Raw genomic sequence first — 18,579 nt, forward strand, 5'->3', positions numbered from 1 at the left:
TCCAGACGCGGCGCCGCGAGGGCCCTGGCCCGGCGGGAGTGATGGTTCACAAATCGCAGCAAACTGAAGGACATGCAGATGCCTCACGCCGCACCGTTCGGCTGGCACGATTGCTGCTTACTGAGCCGCCAAACGAGCGCCAGCTCCAGAACAACAGATGCGAGGGGACGTCCGGATGCCAGCCTACAGCTCATTCCTCACCTGAGACCCGGTGACAGGCGATCCCGACTGCGCAGCTTAGCGGGTCCGCCTCGCGCGGCCCGCGTCCAGACGCGCGACGTGGCCCCGGCACGCAATGGAGCCGGCGCGGAAGCGGGTCCTAGGCAGGCCAGAGAGATAGACCGAGTAAGATCAGGGAGAGAAGATACGATGTCTGCAACCATCACAGCGGCCGCGGCGCCGCAGAAGCCGTTCTACCGGATCCTCTATGTGCAGGTCCTGTTCGCGATCGTGCTCGGTGTCGTCGTCGGCTGGCTCTGGCCCGAGCTCGGCAGGAACGAATGGATCAAGGCGCTGGGCGACGGCTTCGTCAAGCTGATCAAGATGGTGATCGCGCCGGTCATCTTCTGCACCGTCGTGTCGGGCATCGCGCATGTCTCCGAGGTGAAGAAGGTCGGGCGCGTCGCCGTCAAGGCACTGATCTATTTCGAGATCGTCTCGACCTTCGCGCTCGCGCTCGGGCTCATCGTCGGCAATTTCATCCAGCCTGGGGCGGGGTTCCAGGGCCAGAGCAACGCCGGCGCCGCCGCCGTCGCCAACTACGCCAAGCAGGCGAGCGAGATGAAGTCGGTCGACTTCGTGCTTCACATCATCCCGGACACGGTGGTCGGGGCGTTCGCGCAGGGCGAGATCCTGCAGGTGCTGCTGTTCTCGATCCTGTTCGGCATCTCGCTGATGGCGCTCGGCGAGCGCGGCCACACGATGCGCGCCTTCGTCGACGACGCCGCGCACGCAATCTTCGGCGTCATCGCTCTCGTGGTGAAGGCCGCTCCGATCGGCGCCTTCGGCGCCATGGCCTTCACCATCGGCCGCTATGGGCCGCAGGCGCTCGGCAACCTCGCCGGCCTGATCGCGACCTTCTATCTCACGGCGATCGCTTTCGTCGTGATCGTGCTCGGCATCATCGCCCGCATCGCCGGGTTCTCGATCTTCAAGTTCCTCAAATACATCAAGGACGAGCTGCTGATCGTGCTCGGCACCTCGTCGTCCGAGAGCGCGCTGCCGCAGATGATGGAGAAGCTGGAGCGGCTCGGCTGCTCCAAGCCGGTCGTCGGCCTGGTGGTTCCGACCGGCTACTCGTTCAATCTCGACGGCACCAACATCTACATGACGCTGGCGACGCTGTTCATTGCGCAGGCGATGAACGTCCACCTCTCCTTCGGCGAGCAGATCACGATCCTGCTGGTTGCGATGCTGACCTCGAAGGGTGCCTCGGGCATCACCGGCGCAGGCTTCATCACCCTGGCCGGAACACTTGCGGCCGTGCGGCCGGAGCTCGTTCCCGGCATGGCAATCGTGCTCGGCATCGACAAGTTCATGAGCGAATGCCGCGCCCTGACCAACCTGTGCGGCAACGGCGTCGCCTGCGTGATCGTGGCGTGGTGGGAAGGCGAGCTGGATCGCGACAAGCTGCGCATCGCGCTCGATCGCGATATCGATCCGGCCGATGTCGAGGTCGCCGTCACGACGGGATAGGCCTGCGGTCGCGGGTGGCGCTGCTGTCGCATTCCAGCGTCAGTGGCGCCGTCGTGCCAAAATGTGGCATGCCCGCTTCGTCATCGTCAGGGGCCGGCGCATCAGTCGGTCAAGCCCAATCGCGATGCCGCCAACATCTCGGATAATCTGCTAGGGTGGCAGCGGGCAGGGGCTCACCGTGGAGGCATCCTGCCTGGCGCCGCAAGGCCGCGCATTCCGACGTGATGACGCAACCGGAGTGACATCGCAGTCCCTCCGTCGCGGCGCGGTCACCCTTGGGGAGGTTGGATGATGGCCGTCGCGCAGTCTGGTGTTCCTCGCATCGTGATCGTCGGCGGCGGTGCCGGCGGCCTGGAGCTCGCGACCCGGCTCGGAGACGGATACGGCCGCAAGGGGAAGCTCGACGTCACCCTGGTCGAGCGCAACCGCACCCATGTCTGGAAGCCGAAGCTGCACGAGATCGCCGCGGGCAGCATGGACCTCTCGGCGCATGAGGTTGACTATCTCGCCCAGGCCTATTGGCACGGCTTCCACTACCGCATCGGCGACATGATCGGCCTCGACCGCGACAAGCGCGAGGTGCTGGTGGCGCCCTATCTCGATGCGGAGGGGCGCGAGGTCACGCCGCGGCGGACCATCCCCTATGACGTGCTCGTCATGGCCATCGGCAGCCAGAACAATGATTTCGGCACGCCCGGTGTCGTCGACCACGCGATCAAGCTGGAATCGCAGCACGACGCCCGGCGTTTCCACGAGCGCATGGTCAACGCCTGCATCCGCGCCCACTCGCAGTCGTCGCCGATCGCCCCGCACCAGCTCAAGGTGGCGATCATCGGCGCCGGCGCGACCGGCGTCGAGCTGGCCGCCGAGCTGCATCGGACGACCCGCGAGGTGGTGGCCTATGGTCTCGACCAGGTCGACGCCGAGAAGGACATCCGGATCACGCTGATCGAAGCCGCGGGCCGGGTGTTGCCGGCCTTGCCCGAGCGGGTGTCGCGCGAGACCGAGAAGCTGCTCGCAAGGCTCGGCGTCGAGGTGCTGGTCGGCGCCAAGGTCGCCGAGGTCGGGCCCGACAAAGTGAGCCTCGCCGACGGCCGTGTCATCCCGGCCGAGCTGATCGTCTGGGCCGCGGGCGTCAAGGCGCCCGACTTCCTGAAGGACATCGCGGGGCTGGAGACCAACCGCATCAACCAGCTCGTGGTGAGGCAGACCCTGCAGACCACGCGCGACGAGCGCGTCTTCGCGATCGGCGACTGCTCGGCCTGCTCCTGGGGCGAGCGCGGCAACGTGCCGCCGCGGGCGCAGGCCGCGCATCAGCAGGCCTCGCACCTCTACAAGCAGATCCCGCGCTTCATCAGGGGCGAGCCGCTGGCGGACTACCGCTATCACGATTTCGGCTCGCTGGTGTCGCTCGGCGAGTTCAGCACCGTCGGCTCGATGATGGGCGCGCTGGTCGGCGGCAATCTGGTGTTCGAAGGCCTGTTCGCGCGGATGATGTATCTGTCGCTCTACAAGATGCACGAATACGCGCTGCACGGCTTCGCCAAGGTGACCCTGGACACGCTGGCGCGGCTGATCACCCGCCGCACCGAGCCGCACGTCAAGCTGCACTGACGAGGGTGCCCAGGGCGCCGGCGTGGCCGATTTTGTTGTCGCCTATGGCCCGGCAAGGCCTTAGACTTGCAGAACAATTGCGGATACGGCAGGCGCGGCCCGGTGCATGGGCCTGGGAGCGATGGGCCTGGAAAAGGGAATGACGGACCTTCCATTCCGGATCGGCCTCGAGCGACATCCCGACGTCACTGCGGTGGTCCGCAGGCGCGCGGGCTTGGTCGTTCGCGGAGTGATGGCGGCTGCGCTGGTCGGCGTTGCGGCCTGGTTCGGCTATGCCATTGCCTTTTCCCGCGGGCTCGATCAGCGGCACGCCACGGCCCAGCAGCGGCTGGCGGTCGAGGCCGCGCAGCTCGACGGCTACCTCTCGCGCTTCGAATATCTGCCGTCGCTGCTGGAGACCTCGCCCGATGTCTTCCGGCTGCTCGGCACGCCGGACGATCGCGCGCTGCAGCAGAGCGTCAGCCTGCATCTGAAGTCGATCAATCTGCTGGCCGGCGCCGACAACCTCTATGTCCTCACCGTCGCCGGTGATGCGATCGCCGCCGCCGATTTCGACCAGCCGGGCACGCCGGTCGGCAGCAACCTGTCCTACCGGCCTTATATGCGCCAGGCGCTGGCGACCGGCCGCGGCGCGTTCTTCGGCATCGGCATCACCAGCGCGCGCGCCGGCTATTACCTGTCCTATGCCGTCAAGCAACAGGGACGGACGATCGGCGTCGCCGTCGTCAAGGTCAATCTCGATGCCTTCGAGCGCGAATGGCGCAACCGCGGTGCCGACATGCTTCTGGTCGACGCCCGCGGCGTCACCATTCTCGCCTCGCGCGACGAATGGCGCTTCCGCCCGCTGACGCCGCTCTCGGTGGATGCGCTCGAGGAAATCGCGACGTCGAAGCCCTATGGCAGTTCCAGCCTTGCGCCGCTCGGCTGGACCTTCATGGAGAGGACCGATCGCGGCGGTCAGGTCGCGACCGAGCGTGGCGCGGTCTACAGCGTCGACGAGCATCCGCTCAACGGGCGGCAATGGCAGCTGCTGCTGCTCGACGACGAGGCGCCGATCCGGCGGACGGCCTTGATCATCGGCACGCTCTCGGGTCTCGCCAGCATCGTGGCGCTGCTGGCGTTCGGCCTGCTGGCGCAGCGACGCCGCGAGATCCGGCAGCGGCTGGCGAGCCAGGCCGCGCTGCAGGCCGCCAATGACAGGCTGGAAATGCGGGTGCAGGAGCGCACCGCCGAATTGCGCGCGGCGCAGGACGAACTCGTCCATGCCGGCAAGCTCGCCGTGCTCGGCCAGATGTCGGCGGGCATGGTGCACGAGATCAACCAGCCGCTCGCGGCGCTGCAGACCGCCTCCGACAATGCCGTGCAATTCGTCGATCGCGGCATGATCGGCGAGGCCCGCGGCAATCTCATCCGCATCGGCGAGCTGGTCCGCCGTCTCGCGCGCCTGACCGGCCAGTTGCGCGTGTTCGCCTACAAATCGAACGCGCCGCTCGATGCGGTCGCGGTCGAGCAGGCGCTGTCCGAGACGTTCAAGATCCTCGGCGCGCGGGTGAAAGACGGCCATGTCGACGTGACCATCGATCTCGCGCCCGAGCTTCATGTCAGGGCCGATCAGATCCGGCTCGAGCAACTGCTCTGCAACATCGTCGCCAACGCGCTCGATGCCGTCGAGGGCGCCGCGCGGAAGTCCATCCACATCCACGCCGTGCGTGAGGAGGGGCAGTGCCGTATCGCCATCGCCAACAGCGGCCCGGTGATCGCCGCCGATGTCCTGCCGCACCTGTTCGAGCCCTTCGTCACGACCAAGCCGGCCGGCAAGGGCCTCGGGCTTGGGCTCGTCATCGCCAACCACATCGCACGGTCATTCGGCGGCGAGCTGCGGGCGCGGAATCTCGAGCCGGCCGGCGCCGAGTTCATCGTGCTGCTGCCGCTGGCCGATTGAAGAGGTCCCCGCATGACTCCTGAGCAACCGGTCGGCGTGATCTATGTCGAGGACGATGAGGATGTCCGCATCGGCGCCGTCCAGGCGCTGCAGCTCGCCGGGCTCCCGGTGACGCCGTTCGCCTCCGCCGAAGCCGCCGGCGGCATCGTTCGCGCCGACATGCCGTTCGTGGTGGTCTCCGACGTGCGGCTGCGCGGCAAGAGCGGCACGGAGTGGCTGTCCGAATTGCAACGGCTCGATCCGGACCTGCCGGTCATCCTGGTCACCGGCCACGGCGACATCTCGATGGCCGTGGACGCGATGCGCAACGGCGCCTACGACTTCATCGAGAAGCCCTGTTCGTCGGAGCAGCTCGTCTCCGTCGTGCGCCGCGCGCTCGACAAGCGGCACCTGACGCTCGAAGTCCGCACCTTGCGCTCGGCGCTCGCCGACCGCCAGGGCATCGAAGCGAGCCTGCTCGGGCGCTCGCCGCAGATCCAGGAGGTGCGCCGCCTCGTCGCCAATCTGGCCTCGACCAATGTCGACGTGACGATCTATGGCGAGACCGGCACCGGCAAGGACGTCGTCGCCCGTTGTCTCCACGCCCACAGTGCCCGGCGCGGCGGCAACTATGTCGCGGTGAATTGCGGCGGCCTGCCGGAGTCGCTGGTCGAGAGCGAATTGTTCGGCCACGAGGCCGGCGCCTTCACCGGCGCGACCAAGCAGCGGATCGGCAAGATCGAATACGCCCATGGCGGCACGCTGTTCCTCGACGAAATCGAGAGCATGCCGCTCAGCGTGCAGGTGAAGCTGCTGCGGGCGTTGCAGGACCGCTCGGTCGAGCGCGTCGGCTCCAACAAGCCTGTGGCGGTGGATTGCCGCGTGGTGGCGGCCAGCAAGGCCAATCTGTTCGAGCTCAGCGAGCAGAAGCTGTTCCGCGCCGACCTGTATTATCGTCTCGGCGTCGCCTTCATCGAGCTGCCTCCGTTGCGCGAACGCCGCGAGGACATCCCGATCCTGTTCGAGCACTTCACCCTCGAGGCCGCCAAGCGGTTCGAGCGCGACGCGCCGATCGTGAACGAGCAGACCATGTCGCTGCTGCTCGGCTACTCATGGCCGGGCAATGTGCGCGAGCTGCGCAACGTCGCCGACCGCTTCGTGCTCGGCGTGCTCGACCGCAAGGTCCTCGACCGCTCGGGCGCCGCAGCCTCGGAACTGTCGCTGCCACGGCAGTTGGAGAACATCGAGCGCTCGATCATCGAGGATGCGTTGCGCCGCAAGCTCGGCGACGTGCCGGCGACCGCCGCGCTGCTGAGCATTCCGAAGCAGACGCTCTACGACAAGATCAAGCGGCTCGCCGTCAAGGTCGACGGCATCCGCGAGGGCGCGCCGCTGCGGCCGCAGTCCTGACCGCGGCCGCATCGCCACCGTCGACGCCGACCACTGCGCTCACCTGAGGCAGGAAGGCCTCGTTCCATGCCGGCGATCAGGAACGAATGCCGCAGCACGCTTGTTGAAACATCATGACAGGCAGAGACACCCGCGACCTGCGCTCCGGCGCCTACGACCCCGTCAGCAAGGACGGTCTGCCGCAGTCGCCGCAGGTCAAGGACGAAACGACGCCCCGCCAGCAGGAGCAGTGGGGCGCCGACGTGCGCGCCGAGCCGTTGCCAGGCACCGAGCCGGTGCTTCCCGAAGGGCTCATGCGCGAGCGGCGTGATCCGCTCAATCGCAACACCGGCCGCCGCGATACCGAATAGCGCCGCGGCGGCCGCTGCGACTTACTTCGCCGCGATCACCATGATCTCGACGGTGTATTGCGGCGCGGCAAGGCCAGCCTCGACAGTGGCGCGGGCCGGGGTGTTGCCGGCCGAGACCCAGCCATCCCACACGGCGTTCATTTCGCCGAACGTCTTGATGTCGGTGAGGTAGATCGTCGCCGACAACAGCTTCGACTTGTCGGTGCCGGCCTTGGCGAGGTGGCCGTCGATGATCGAGAGAATCTCCTCGGTCTGCTTGGTGACGCTTTCACCGGCGGTCTTCTGCGCGACGACGCCGGCGAGATAGACGGTATTGCCGTGAACGACGACCTGGCTCATGCGCGGGCCAATTTCGAAACGCTGGATCGACATCGAAGAACTCCTCAAAAGGTCAATTCGGGGCCTCTCCCTAGCGCGTGCGGCGCGGCAACGCCAGTCGGCTGACCGGCCACCCTCGCCACCCTGGAGCGTGCGACCTTGCGTTGTCGACAGCGCTGCGGCACACGGACCGCGGCGCCTCACGATGATCCGGCCTTGTCGCGCTGCAAAGCGGGCATGCCCATGGGGCAGGCAAGGGCGGGGCGTTTTCCGCGCTTGCACAGATATTTGAGACATGAAACATTCTCCGCGAGGTTCCTTTTTTTGAAATGCGGAGGGGCGTGATGCGGAAACGATCGATGCTGGCGGCACTCGCGGCGATGACTTTGGTGACGAGCGCGGGGCCGACATTCGCACAGCAGACGATCCGCGTCGGCTGGACCATCCCGGCGGAAGAATCCAAATACTGGATGATGAAGCGGCCCGCCGAATTTCCGGATATCGGCAAGACCTACAACATCGAGTGGACCCAGTTCCAAGGAACGGCACCGATGACGCAGGCGCTCGCCGCCGGCGCGCTCGACTGCGCGACGCAGGCGCCGCTGTCACTCGCCAACGGCGTGGTCGGCGGCGGCCTCAAGGCCTACATCGTCGCGCAGCACGTCTATGAGAAGCCGGGCGGCTTCTCGGTCTACTGGGCGGTCAAGGACGATTCGCCGATCAAGACCATCGCCGATCTCAAGGGCAAGACGGTCGGCATCTCCGTGATCGGTGGCGGCACGCAGGGGCCGTTCAACATGCTCTTGAAGAAGGCCGGGCTCGATCCCGCCAAGGACATCAAGCTGGTCGAGGTCGGTTTCGCGGTGTCGGAGGATGCGCTGCGCCAGGGCCGTGTCGACGCCGTCAACATGAATCAGCCGTTTGCAGCGCGCGCCGAGGCCAAGGGCGGCACCCGTAAGCTGTTCTCGCTGTCCGAGGCGATGCCGAACATCGTCCACATCCTCGAGGCCTGCCGCGCCGATTTCGTCGACAAGAACCCTGAGCTGGTGAAGGCCTATGTCCGCGACATCACCGCCGGCATGAAGAAGGCGCTCGCCAACCGCGACGAGACCTTGAAGGTGGTGTCGGAGGTCATGAAGGCGCCGGTCGCCGTGATCGATACCTATCTGCTGAAAGACAATGATTTCGGCCGCGACCCGGTCGCCGCGCCGAACTTCCCGGCGATCCAGAAGATGCTCGACATCTACGCCGAGACCGGCATGCTGCCGAAGCTCGACGTCGCCCAGTTCAAGCATCCGACGATCGTCGCGCCGATCCAGTAGGCGGCTGGCGCGGAGCTCGTGTCGATGAGGAAGCTGCGCTCGCGCGTGACGGTGGAGGGGCTCGACCGCGCCCCGCACCGCGCCTTCATGCGCGCGATGGGGCTGGATGACGCCGACATCGCCAAGCCGATGATCGGTGTCGTCAGCCAGAAGGGCGAGCAGACGCCCTGCAACATGACGCACGACTTCCAGGTCGACGCGGCGAAGACGGGCATCTCGGAGGCCGGCGGCACGCCGCGCGAGTTCGCCACCGTCTCGGTCTCCGACGGCATCAGCATGAACCACGAGGGAATGAAGTTCTCTCTGTTCTCGCGCGAGCTGATCGCCGATTCGATCGAGGCCGTGGTCCACGGCCTCGCCTATGATGCGCTGATCGGCTTCGGCGGCTGCGACAAGACCTTGCCCGGCGTGATGATGGGCATGGTCCGCTGCAACGTGCCCTCGATCTTCATCTATGGCGGCAGCGCGCTGCCCGGCAAGTACCAGGGCAGGACGCTGACGGTGCTCGATTCGTATGAAGCGGTCGGCAGCTACATGACCGGCGAGATCGATGCACAGACGCTCGAAGGCATCGAGCGGTCCTGCCTGCCGACGATCGGCGCCTGCGCCGGGCAATTTACCGCCAACACCATGGGCATGCTGTCGGAGGCAATGGGCCTGTCGATGCCCAACGTCTCGATGATCCCCGGCGTTTATGCCGAGCGCGCCCACGTGGCGCGGCAGGCCGGACGCCTGATCATGCAGATGCTCGCGCGTGGCGGCCCGCTGCCGCGCGACCTCGTGACCCGGAAGGCGCTGGAGAACGGCGCGGCGATCGTCGCGGCGACCGGCGGCTCCACCAACGCGGCGCTGCATCTGCCGGCGATCGCCAACGAGGCCGGCGTCCGCTTCACGCTCGACGATGTCGGCGAGGTGTTCGCGCGCACGCCGCTGATCGGCAATCTCAGGCCGGGCGGCAAGTACACCGCCAAGGACGTCTACGACATCGGCGGCGCCGCCGTGGTGATCCGCGCGCTGATCGAGAGCGGCCACATCGACGGCTCCTGCCTCACGGTGACGGGCCGCACGCTGGCCGAGGAATACGGCGCGGCCAACGCGCCGGACGGCGAGATCGTGTTCAGCCCGGCCAGGCCGATCATGGCCGACGGTGGCGTCGCCGTGCTCAAGGGCAACCTCGCGCCCGATGGCGCCGTCATCAAGGTTGCCGGCCTCAAGAACCTGGTGTTCGAGGGCCGTGCACGGGTGTTCGAAGACGAAGAGACCTGCGTCGCGGCCGTGCGCGCGCGCAACTATCAAGCCGGCGAGGTGCTGATCATCCGCAACGAAGGACCGGTCGGCGGTCCCGGCATGCGCGAGATGCTCGGTGTCACCGCGCTGATCTATGGTCAGGGCATGGGCGAGAAGGTCGCGCTGATCACCGATGGCCGCTTCTCCGGAGCCACCCGTGGCCTGTGCATCGGCTACGTCTCCCCGGAAGCCTTCGTCGGCGGTCCGCTGGCGCTGGTGCAGGATGGCGATCCGATCCGCATCGATGCGAAGGCGCGCACGCTCGACGTGCTGCTCGATGAGCGCGAGCTCGCCGCGCGTCGCAGCGCGTGGTCGCAGCGTCCGCCGCGGCACAGGGCGGGGGCACTGGCGAAATACGCGAAACTCGTTGGGCAGGCACCGCTCGGCGCCGTGACTCACGAGGGGCCGGCCGAATGGCCCTGGTTCGACCAGGAGCAGGAATGAGCCGCGAAGCGCGACGATTGGCAGGGTTCTTGCTAATCTGCGGCAGTCCGTCTTGCCTGATTTCACGGAGCGTTTGAGCGTGCTGCATCGGAAAGAGAAGCCGACATGGGCGTGACCCCGATCCGACCCGGCCAGCTTGCGGGCACGCCGCTCGGCCGCCGCGCTGCCACGCCGATCATCGAGATCGATCACGTGTCGCAGGTGTTCAAGACCTCGTCGCGCCGCGACCACACCGCGCTGTCGGACATTTCGCTGACGGTGGGCGAGGGCGCCTTCGTCTCGATTCTCGGGCCCTCCGGCTGCGGCAAGTCGACCTTGCTCTACATCGTCGGCGGCTTCGTCAGCCCGACCAGCGGCACCGCGAAGATGAAGGGCAAGCCGATCACCGGTCCCGGCCCCGATCGCGGCCCGGTGTTCCAGGAGTTCGCGCTGTTCCCCTGGAAGAGCGTGCTCGGCAACGTTATGTATGGTCCGCTGCAGCAGGGCAAGAAGCCGGCGAAGGCCGAGGCGCTCGCGCGGACGTTGCTCGCCATGGTCGGCCTCACCGGCTTCGAAAAATTCTATCCCAAGGAGCTCTCCGGCGGCATGAAGCAGCGCGTCGCGCTGGCGCGCACGCTGGCCTACGGGCCGGAGGTGCTGCTGATGGACGAGCCGTTCGGCGCACTCGACGCGCACACGCGCACGCGGCTGCAGAACGACCTGCTCGACATCTGGGAGCGCGACCGCAAGACGGTGCTGTTCGTGACCCACTCGGTCGAGGAAGCCGTGTTCCTGTCCGACAAGGTCGTGATGATGTCGCGCTCGCCCGGCCGCATCCGCGAGGTGATCGACATCGATCTGCCCCGGCCGCGCCGCCGCGAGGAGCTGCTGCTGGACCCGCGCTATCAGAAATACATCGTCGACATCGAGCGCATGTTCGACGATTCCGGTGACAACGAGCTGCCGTCATGAATGGACTGTCGAAGCCGCTCGCGCCGGTGCTGGCTTGCTGCGGTCTGCTCCTGGCCTGGCAGCTCGCCTCGCTCGGGCTGAAGAACGACAGCTTCCCGACCGCGCTGGAATCGCTGCGCGCGATCCCGCCGATCCTCACCGACAAGGAATCCCTGATCAACATCCTGGCCTCGCTGCGGCGGATGGCGATCGGCTTCGCGCTGGCGCTCGCCTTCTCGATTCCGCTCGGGTTGCTGATGGGGCGCAGCCGGTCGACCGCCGCCTTCTTCAATCCGCTGCTGATGCTGATCTACCCGGTGCCGAAGGCGGCGCTGATGCCGATCATCATGCTATGGCTCGGCGTCGGCGACATTTCCAAGACGCTGGTGATCTTCCTCGGCGTCAGCCTTCCGGTGATCTACCACAGCTTCGAGGGCGCCAAGGCGGTCGAGGAGAAGATGCTGTGGTCGGGAGCGGCGATGGGTCTGTCGCCGGCCGAGCGTCTGCTGCGCATCGTCCTGCCTGCGGCCTTGCCGGAGATCCTGACCGGCTGCCGCACGGGCCTGGTGCTGGCGCTGATCACGATGGTCACCAGCGAGATGATCGCGCGGCAGTCCGGCGCCGGCAACATCCTGTTCAACGCGCTCGACATGGGCCAGTACGACACGGTGTTCGCGATGATCATCATCATCGGCGCCATGGGCATCTGCCTCGATGCGGCGTTCGAGGTCGTCAGGCGCTGGCTGGTTCGCTGGTCCGAGCCGCAGTTCGACATGCCCTTGAGCTTCTCATGACGCGCACCTCCAACGACATCCTGCTGGGCGCCGCGCCGATCGTGCTGGTCCTGCTGCTGTGGCAGGCGCTGGTGTCGTTCGGCTACGCGCCGCCGACCCTGCTGCCGCCGCCGGGGCAGGTGTTCCTGCGCATGGGTCAGCAGCTCTCGAGCGTCACCTTCCAGCAGGACATCGTGGCGACGCTGTTCCGGCTGTTCGCCGGCTTTGCGATCGCCGTGGTGCTCGGTGTTTCCCTGGGAATTGCCGCTGCGGTGAGCCCGCCCGTCAACGCCGCCGTCAAGCCCATCGTGCGCGTGCTGGCGCCGCTGCCGAAGGTCGCGCTCTATCCGGCCTTCCTGCTGCTGCTCGGCTTCGGCCACGAATCCAAGATCATGCTGGTGGCGGCGGATGCGCTGTTTCCGATCCTGCTGTCGACCTATTACGGCGCCACCACGGTCGAGCAGAAGCTGATCTGGTCGGCACTCGCAGCCGGGACGCCGCCGCGCGACGTGCTGTGGAAGGTGGTGCTGCCGGCTGCGATGCCGTCGATCCTGACCGGCTGCCGCATCGGCCTCGTGATCTCCTGCATCGTCGTGTTCCTCGCCGAGATGATCACCTCGACCGACGGGCTCGGCCATGTGCTGGTGACCGCCGCGCGCACCTTCCAGGCCGTCGACATGTTCGTGCCGCTGATCACGATCTCGCTCCTGGGCCTCATTCTCAACGCCCTGCTGCAGGGCCTGCGCGCTTACCTGCTGCGCGGCTTCCCCTCGGTCTGATACAGACAACGAACAACAATCGGGAGAACGACCATGCTGGCGGATCGCATCGAGGCGAAATGGATCGACGCATTCTGCGAGATCTTCGAGCGCTGTGCCGTGAAGACCGGCGACACCGCCGCGATCCTGTCGGAGACGCAGTCGCGCCCGCTCAATGTGCACATCGCCGAGCTGGCGCTGCTGCGCATGGGCGCGCGTCCGTTCCACGTCGTGGTGCCGACCCCGCGCAACCCCCACCCGGTGCCGGTGCGCTCGACCGGCGCGTCGGAGGCGATCGGCAAGCTTGGTCCTGTCGTGACGGCCTTGCAGCAAGCGGGCTTCGTCGTCGACTGCACGATCGAAGGGCTGATGCACGCGGTGGAGACGCCGGAGATCCTCAAAGCCGGCGCGCGCATTCTCGTCATCTCCAATGAACATCCGGAAGCGCTCGAGCGCATGCGGCCTGACTCGGCGCTGGAGAAGCGCGTGCGGGCCGCCGCCAAGATGCTGCGCGGCACGAAACGCATGCGCGTGACCTCGAAGGCCGGCACCGATCTCGACGTCATCATGGAGGGCGCCTCGACCGTCGGCGTCTGGGGCTGGACCGATCGTCCCGGCACCCTGGCGCATTGGCCGGGCGGCATCGTCGTCAGCTTTCCCAAGAGCAAATCGGTCAACGGCACCATCGTCATGGCGCCGGGCGACATCAACCTCACCTTCAAGCGCTATCTCTCATCGCCTGTCACGATGACGCTGCGCGACGACTACATCACCGACCTGGCAGGCGAGGGCGCCGACGCCGCGATGATGCGCGCCTATCTCGCCTCCTGGGGCGACCGCGAGGCCTATGCGGTGTCGCATGTCGGCTGGGGCATGAATCCCGGCGCGCGCTACGAGGCGCTGACCATGTACGACCAGCGCGACACCAACGGCACCGAGCTGCGCGCCGTCCCCGGCAACTTCCTGTTCTCCACCGGCGCCAACGAATTCGCCGGCCGCTACACGGCGGGCCATTTCGACCTGCCGATGATGGGCACCACGATCGAGCTGGACGGCGTCGCCGTGATCAAGGAGGGCGTGCTGCAGGACGTGTTCGGGTAGAGTCCTTCGCATTCTACTGGCGAGCTGCTGGCGCGGCGGTAGTGCGCTCCCCTCCCCCTTGCGGGGAGGGGGCGGGGGTGGGGGTCCCCATGCGCTGAACTCCGTTGTGGGCGCAACTGCTCGTACACAAACCTCCACTGTGAGACGCGTAGGCCGCAACACGCCATCGGTTGATCGATGCAGGGCTCTTGCGCTCGTCACTCCAAGCACAACTCGAGGACCCCCACCCCCACCCCCTCCCCGCAAGGGGGAGGGGAGCGCACCGTCATGACGGGGGGCGGGCCGGCCCAAATGACAAGCGCCGAGACAGAATCATCCCCTTCTTCTGTTAAAAATAATCCTATTGCTATTTTTCGGAAATCGTGGTTCTCTCTCTGCATCCCGCCTCACTGCGGAGGGGCGTTGCGCGCGATCGTCACGACACGCGAGGTGGGGATGCGATGGCCGCGAGAGATCGCAGCGTCTTCTTACGAGGGCGCGGACGAACGATCGCTTGCGGACGTGAAGTCGCAGCGTCCTGATACCCCGACGCTGGTATCAAGTCGCGTCGGCCTCAGTGCCGCGCGGTGATGGTGGCCAACAAGCCCGGCGCACCAGGGAGACTGCGTATAAGCGTTAGACCCATCGCGCAGGGAATGCCGGCGTGTTCGGCTTTGCCTGTGGTACCTGCCGCCTGCATTTTTTTCGCAGGCGGGCCATGGGTGAGGCCTTCACCCGGCATTCCCTGCGCCCTCTGCATTCCCAGAGGGACGAACTCATCGCATACCTCGGGCATGATGTGCCGCGAGACTGCGCCCTCATGCCGATCGCTGTTTGAACCGTGAATCCGACCGCACCCATCGCCTCGCTGCGCGATACAGCGTCCTCTCCCCTTGCGGGAGAGGGCATCGCCGGCCCATCCTCGCACTCGATTGGGTGAGGGGTATCTCTCAGCGAGCAAAGCTCGTGGAAACATACCCCTCACCCAACCGAGCTCGCCGCACTGTCCTACATGCCCTCTCCCGCAAAGGGAGAGGGCGCATTCACGTGCACTCGCCGCGCTCAATCCACCACCGGTGGCCGGGCCAGTTTGAAATGCCTGAGCATATCGACCAGCGCTCCCAGCCGCTGCTCGCGATAGGCGGCGACGTCCATGCCGGAGTAGTCGAGGAAGCCCGAGCCGGTGCGCAGGCCGATGCGGCCCTCCGCCATGTTGCGCTCAATCACCTCCGGCGCGCGGTAGCGATCGCTACCCAGCGCGCCTTCGAGATAGCGGCTCGCGTAATAGAGGATGTCGCCGCCGCCCCAGTCGATGAATTCGAGCAGGCCGAGCACGGCGTAGCGGAAGCCGAAGCCGTAGCGGATCGCCTTGTCGATCTCCTCGGCGCTGGCGACGCCTTCGCCGACCATACGCGCCGCCTCGTTCATGGCGAGCGCCTGGATGCGCGGCACGATGAAGCCCGGCGTCGCCGCGCAGACCACCGGCACCTTGCCGATGTCTTCCAGCAGGGCCTTCAGCCGCGCCGTGACGTCGGGATCTGTGGCCTTGCCCGGCGAGATCTCGACCAGCGGGATCAGATAGGCCGGGTTGAGCCAATGGGCATTGAGAAAGCGCTCGGGCCGCTCGACCGCACCGGAGAGATCATCGACCAGGATGGTCGACGTCGTCGAGGCGATGATCACGTCCGGCGCGACCGCGCGCGACGCCGCAGCCAAGACCTCGCGCTTGAGGTCGACGATCTCCGGCACGCCTTCGAAGACGAGCGTGGTCTGCACCAGCACGTCGCTGCTCGCGCCGGCCGGAGCCACGCTGATCTTCGCCATCAGTCTGTCGGCATCCGCGGCCTGCAGCATCCCGAGCCGCGTCAAGGTGGCGAACGTCGCGCTGATCTCGCCGAGCGCCTCGCGCCGCAGCCTGTCGAACTCGGCCGCCGTGCGCGCCTTGATGTCGATCATCGTCACGGGATGGCCGGCATAGGCGAAAGCCACCGCGATCCCGCGCCCCATGCGACCGGCGCCGAGGCAGGCAATATGACCGCGCGTGCTCATGCCGCGAACCCGTCGCGCAACAGCGCCTGCAGGGCGGTCCGATCGAGACCGCTAAGGCCGAGGCTGGCGAGCGTGCGTCCCGTCGCCCAAAAATCCTCGCCGCAGATCGCGCCGCCGATGGCAAGGAAAGCGCGGGCAAGCGGCACAGGCGTGCCGCTCAGCTCGGCCGCCGAGATCAGGAACGACAGGCCGAGCCGGAGATCCTCGCGCATGTAGCGGTGCTGCGTCAGCACCAGCTGCTCGCGCCAGTCGCCGGAATCGGTGAGCCGATCGTGCGAGCCGCGGCCATACATCCAGATCTCGCCCTCCTTGGCGTAGTGATGCGCCAGCGGAAAATGCGGCGCGCCGTAGCCGAGCGCTTCGCGCACCGCGATCCGCTCTGCATCGAGCGCATCGGTGACGCGGCGGATCGACGGTTGCGTGCCCTCCTTGTGGATGTCCCAGCGTTCGAAGTGCTCGATGGGTCCTGCATTCATCACGATCAGCGGCGGATGGATGATGCAGCCGGCATTCATCAGTGCGCCCGACAGAGCATCGCCGCACGGCTCGATCACGCCAGGGAAGGCGCGGCCGATCACCGCGAGAGCGCGGTCCGCCGTCCTGAGAGGAAACACGCCGACGGGCAGCCGCTTGGCGCGGATGGTGATCGCCACTTCGAACGGGCCGTGCTTGCGGGTCAGCCAGGGCAGGGTGCCGGTCTCGGCGTAGCTGACACTGGCTTTGTTGCCGGCATCGCGTGCGGCCGCCGCGAAGATCATGGTGCCGAAGGTCGCCGGCGGCAGGAACACGACCTGGCCGTCGGTCAGATGCGGCGCCAGATGGCGCGCGATGTCGGCCTGTGCGAAGGCCGGCGCCGGGCAGAGGATCAGCTCGGCACCATGGACGGCCTCGCCGATGTCGGTCGTGACCAGCGCGAGCCTGGCCTCATGCCGGCCATTGACGTCCTTGACGACGATCGTCGAGCCCGCCGCTCGATGCTGCGCGACAGCGTCCGCATCGCGGCGCCACAGCCGGACCTCGTGACCTCCCAGCGCGAAATCGCCTGCCGCTGCAAAGGAGCCGTTGCCGCCGCCGAGCACTGCAATTTTCAAGAGCGCGTCTCCGTCTCGCTTATTTCGGGGTCATCGATCCGGCGCAGCAGATGGTGCTGCACCTTGCCGAGCGCGGTGCGCGGCAGGTCGTCGACGAAAACGATGTCCCGCGGCACCTTGAAGCGCGCGAGCTGCGACTGCAGATGCGCGCGCAGGGTCTCGGCCTCAAGCGCGCAGCCCTGGCGCTTGACCACGAAGGCGACCGGCACCTCGTCCCAGCGCGGATCGGGCCGGCCGATCACGCCGCAGTCGACGACGTCGGGATGCTCGCTGAGCACGCGCTCGATCTCGGCCGGATAGACGTTCTCGCCGCCCGAAATGATCATGTTGTTCTTGCGCTCGAGCACGAAGAAGTACCCCTCCGCATCGCGCTGGGCGATGTCGCCGGTGCGGTACCAGCCGTCATGGATCGCCTGCTGCGTGGCTTTGGCGTTGCCCCAATATTCGAAGAACAGATTGGGCCCGCGCACGGCGATCTCGCCCGCTTTGCCCGCCGGAAGCTCGTCGCCGTCTTTGTCGATGATCTTGGCCTCGCAGCACAGCCCGGGCAGGCCGGTCGAGCCTGCGCGCGAGAGGTCGCCGCCGAGCCGCGTGTAGACCGCGATCGGACAGGTCTCGGTCGAGCCGTAGACCTGCAGCACCGGCACGCCGCGCGCCGTGATACGCTCAATCAGCGCCGGCGGCACGATGCTCGAGCCGGTGGCGACGGCCTTGAGCGACGACAGATTCGCGGCGGCCCAGCCCGGATGCTCGGTGACGGCCTGGATCGTTGCAGGCACCAGCACGGTCAATGTCGGCCGGTCGTTGACGATCGCGGCCAGCGTCGAATCCGGGGTGAAGCGGGCGTGCAGCGTGACGGTGGCGCCGTGATGCAGCGCCGGCGTGGTCTGGAGGTTGAGGCCGCCGACATGGAACAGCGGCAGCACCGTCAGCACGTGATCGTCGGAGGTCAGGCCATGCATGTGCTGGCTCATCACCCCGTTCCACAGCAGCGCCTCCTGCCGCAGCACCGCGCCCTTCGGCCGGCCCGTGGTGCCCGAGGTGTAGACGATCAGCAGCGGGCAGGAGAGATCGATGTGCGGGTTGCGATCGTCGCCGTGGCCACGCGCTAGGAGATCGTCGATCTGCAATCCGTTAGCCGGCGTGAAATCGATGCCGACCGGCACTGTCTCCGGGTGCTGCTCCGCTAGCGCCGGCAGCACCGGCGCAAACGCCTGCTCGAGCACCAGCACCTTGGCCGCGGCATCGGAAAGAATGAAGACCTGCTCGGCCACCGCAAGCCGCCAGTTCAGCGGCACCAGGATCGCGCCAAGCCGCGCGCAAGCATAGAGCAGGACCAGATAGTCCGGCCGGTTGAGACTCAGGATCGCGACGCGGTCGCCGCGCCCGACGCCGAACTCCGATTTCAGCGCGCGCGCCATCAGCGCGATGCGCGCGCTGAAATCGGCATAGCTCAGCGTCGCGCCTTCGAAGTGGATCGCCGGCTTGTCCGGCGTGAACGCCGCATTGCGCTCGATCAGGTTGCAGAGGTCCACGC

The 18,579-nt window shown here is 67.0% G+C and carries 15 protein-coding genes; 11 read left to right on the forward strand and 4 right to left on the reverse strand.

Features of this window, described 5'->3' with window-relative positions; translation table 11 throughout:
* The first annotated feature begins 369 nt into the window (after positions 1–369).
* The 5 genes from ACQR1H_RS00205 to ACQR1H_RS00225 all read left to right on the forward strand — a co-directional run bounded on the left by ACQR1H_RS00205 (position 370) and on the right by ACQR1H_RS00225 (position 6,990).
* Positions 370–1,695, forward strand: a complete 1,326-nt coding sequence (locus ACQR1H_RS00205; RefSeq protein ID WP_315802402.1) for a dicarboxylate/amino acid:cation symporter — start codon at positions 370–372, stop codon at positions 1,693–1,695.
* A 291-nt stretch (positions 1,696–1,986) separates the two neighbouring features.
* On the forward strand, positions 1,987–3,309 hold the full coding sequence (locus ACQR1H_RS00210) for an NAD(P)/FAD-dependent oxidoreductase (protein ID WP_434906946.1): 1,323 nt from the start codon (positions 1,987–1,989) through the stop codon (positions 3,307–3,309).
* Positions 3,310–3,448: 139 nt separating this feature from the next.
* Positions 3,449–5,251, forward strand: a complete 1,803-nt coding sequence (locus tag ACQR1H_RS00215; protein WP_434906947.1) for a sensor histidine kinase — start codon at positions 3,449–3,451, stop codon at positions 5,249–5,251.
* A 12-nt stretch (positions 5,252–5,263) separates the two neighbouring features.
* Positions 5,264–6,640, forward strand: a complete 1,377-nt coding sequence (locus tag ACQR1H_RS00220; RefSeq protein ID WP_434906948.1) for a sigma-54-dependent transcriptional regulator — start codon at positions 5,264–5,266, stop codon at positions 6,638–6,640.
* Between the two features lie 113 nt (positions 6,641–6,753).
* Complete coding sequence (locus tag ACQR1H_RS00225) at positions 6,754–6,990, forward strand: hypothetical protein (protein ID WP_434882180.1); 237 nt, start codon at positions 6,754–6,756, stop codon at positions 6,988–6,990.
* Positions 6,991–7,011: 21 nt separating this feature from the next.
* On the opposite strand, the gene ACQR1H_RS00230 is transcribed toward ACQR1H_RS00225, so the two are convergent.
* On the reverse strand, positions 7,012–7,362 hold the full coding sequence (locus ACQR1H_RS00230) for a RidA family protein (protein ID WP_315715601.1): 351 nt from the start codon (positions 7,360–7,362) through the stop codon (positions 7,012–7,014).
* A 290-nt stretch (positions 7,363–7,652) separates the two neighbouring features.
* Here ACQR1H_RS00230 and ACQR1H_RS00235 point away from each other — a divergent pair, with 290 nt between their 5' ends.
* The 6 genes from ACQR1H_RS00235 (at position 7,653) to ACQR1H_RS00260 (ending at position 13,923) form a co-directional block, all read left to right on the forward strand.
* Entirely contained in the window at positions 7,653–8,630 is a 978-nt protein-coding gene (locus ACQR1H_RS00235) for an ABC transporter substrate-binding protein (RefSeq protein ID WP_434906949.1), read from the forward strand.
* Positions 8,631–8,654: 24 nt separating this feature from the next.
* Complete coding sequence (ilvD, locus tag ACQR1H_RS00240) at positions 8,655–10,361, forward strand: dihydroxy-acid dehydratase (protein WP_434906950.1); 1,707 nt, start codon at positions 8,655–8,657, stop codon at positions 10,359–10,361.
* A gap of 105 nt (positions 10,362–10,466) precedes the next feature.
* On the forward strand, positions 10,467–11,312 hold the full coding sequence (locus ACQR1H_RS00245) for an ABC transporter ATP-binding protein (protein WP_315802408.1): 846 nt from the start codon (positions 10,467–10,469) through the stop codon (positions 11,310–11,312).
* Positions 11,309–12,085, forward strand: coding sequence for an ABC transporter permease (locus ACQR1H_RS00250; RefSeq protein WP_315802409.1), 777 nt, complete (start codon positions 11,309–11,311; stop codon positions 12,083–12,085). The genes ACQR1H_RS00245 and ACQR1H_RS00250 overlap by 4 nt, the downstream gene beginning before the upstream one ends.
* Positions 12,082–12,843 (forward strand): ABC transporter permease, encoded by a 762-nt coding sequence (locus tag ACQR1H_RS00255; protein ID WP_315802410.1) that lies wholly within the window; start codon positions 12,082–12,084, stop codon positions 12,841–12,843. The genes ACQR1H_RS00250 and ACQR1H_RS00255 overlap by 4 nt, the downstream gene beginning before the upstream one ends.
* Positions 12,844–12,876: 33 nt before the next feature.
* Positions 12,877–13,923, forward strand: a complete 1,047-nt coding sequence (locus tag ACQR1H_RS00260; protein ID WP_316238343.1) for a peptidase M29 — start codon at positions 12,877–12,879, stop codon at positions 13,921–13,923.
* A gap of 1,041 nt (positions 13,924–14,964) precedes the next feature.
* Here the strand turns inward: ACQR1H_RS00260 and ACQR1H_RS00265 are convergent.
* Genes ACQR1H_RS00265 through ACQR1H_RS00275 form a run of 3 tightly spaced genes read right to left on the reverse strand, consistent with a single transcriptional unit; the run spans position 14,965 to position 18,577 of the window.
* The gene (locus ACQR1H_RS00265; RefSeq protein ID WP_434906951.1) at positions 14,965–15,951 is read right to left on the reverse strand and encodes a 3-hydroxybutyryl-CoA dehydrogenase; all 987 of its coding nucleotides are present in this window, start codon (positions 15,949–15,951) and stop codon (positions 14,965–14,967) included.
* Positions 15,948–17,042, reverse strand: a complete 1,095-nt coding sequence (locus ACQR1H_RS00270) for an NAD/NADP octopine/nopaline dehydrogenase family protein (protein ID WP_434906952.1) — start codon at positions 17,040–17,042, stop codon at positions 15,948–15,950. Before ACQR1H_RS00270 ends, ACQR1H_RS00265 begins: the two co-directional genes overlap by 4 nt.
* Positions 17,039–18,577 (reverse strand): class I adenylate-forming enzyme family protein, encoded by a 1,539-nt coding sequence (locus tag ACQR1H_RS00275; protein WP_434906953.1) that lies wholly within the window; start codon positions 18,575–18,577, stop codon positions 17,039–17,041. Before ACQR1H_RS00275 ends, ACQR1H_RS00270 begins: the two co-directional genes overlap by 4 nt.
* Between the last annotated feature and the right edge of the window lie 2 nt (positions 18,578–18,579).

Origin of the sequence: Bradyrhizobium sp. HKCCYLRH2015, from assembly GCF_051168215.1 — a bacterium.
In the GTDB taxonomy this organism is placed as follows: Bacteria; Pseudomonadota; Alphaproteobacteria; order Rhizobiales; family Xanthobacteraceae; genus Bradyrhizobium.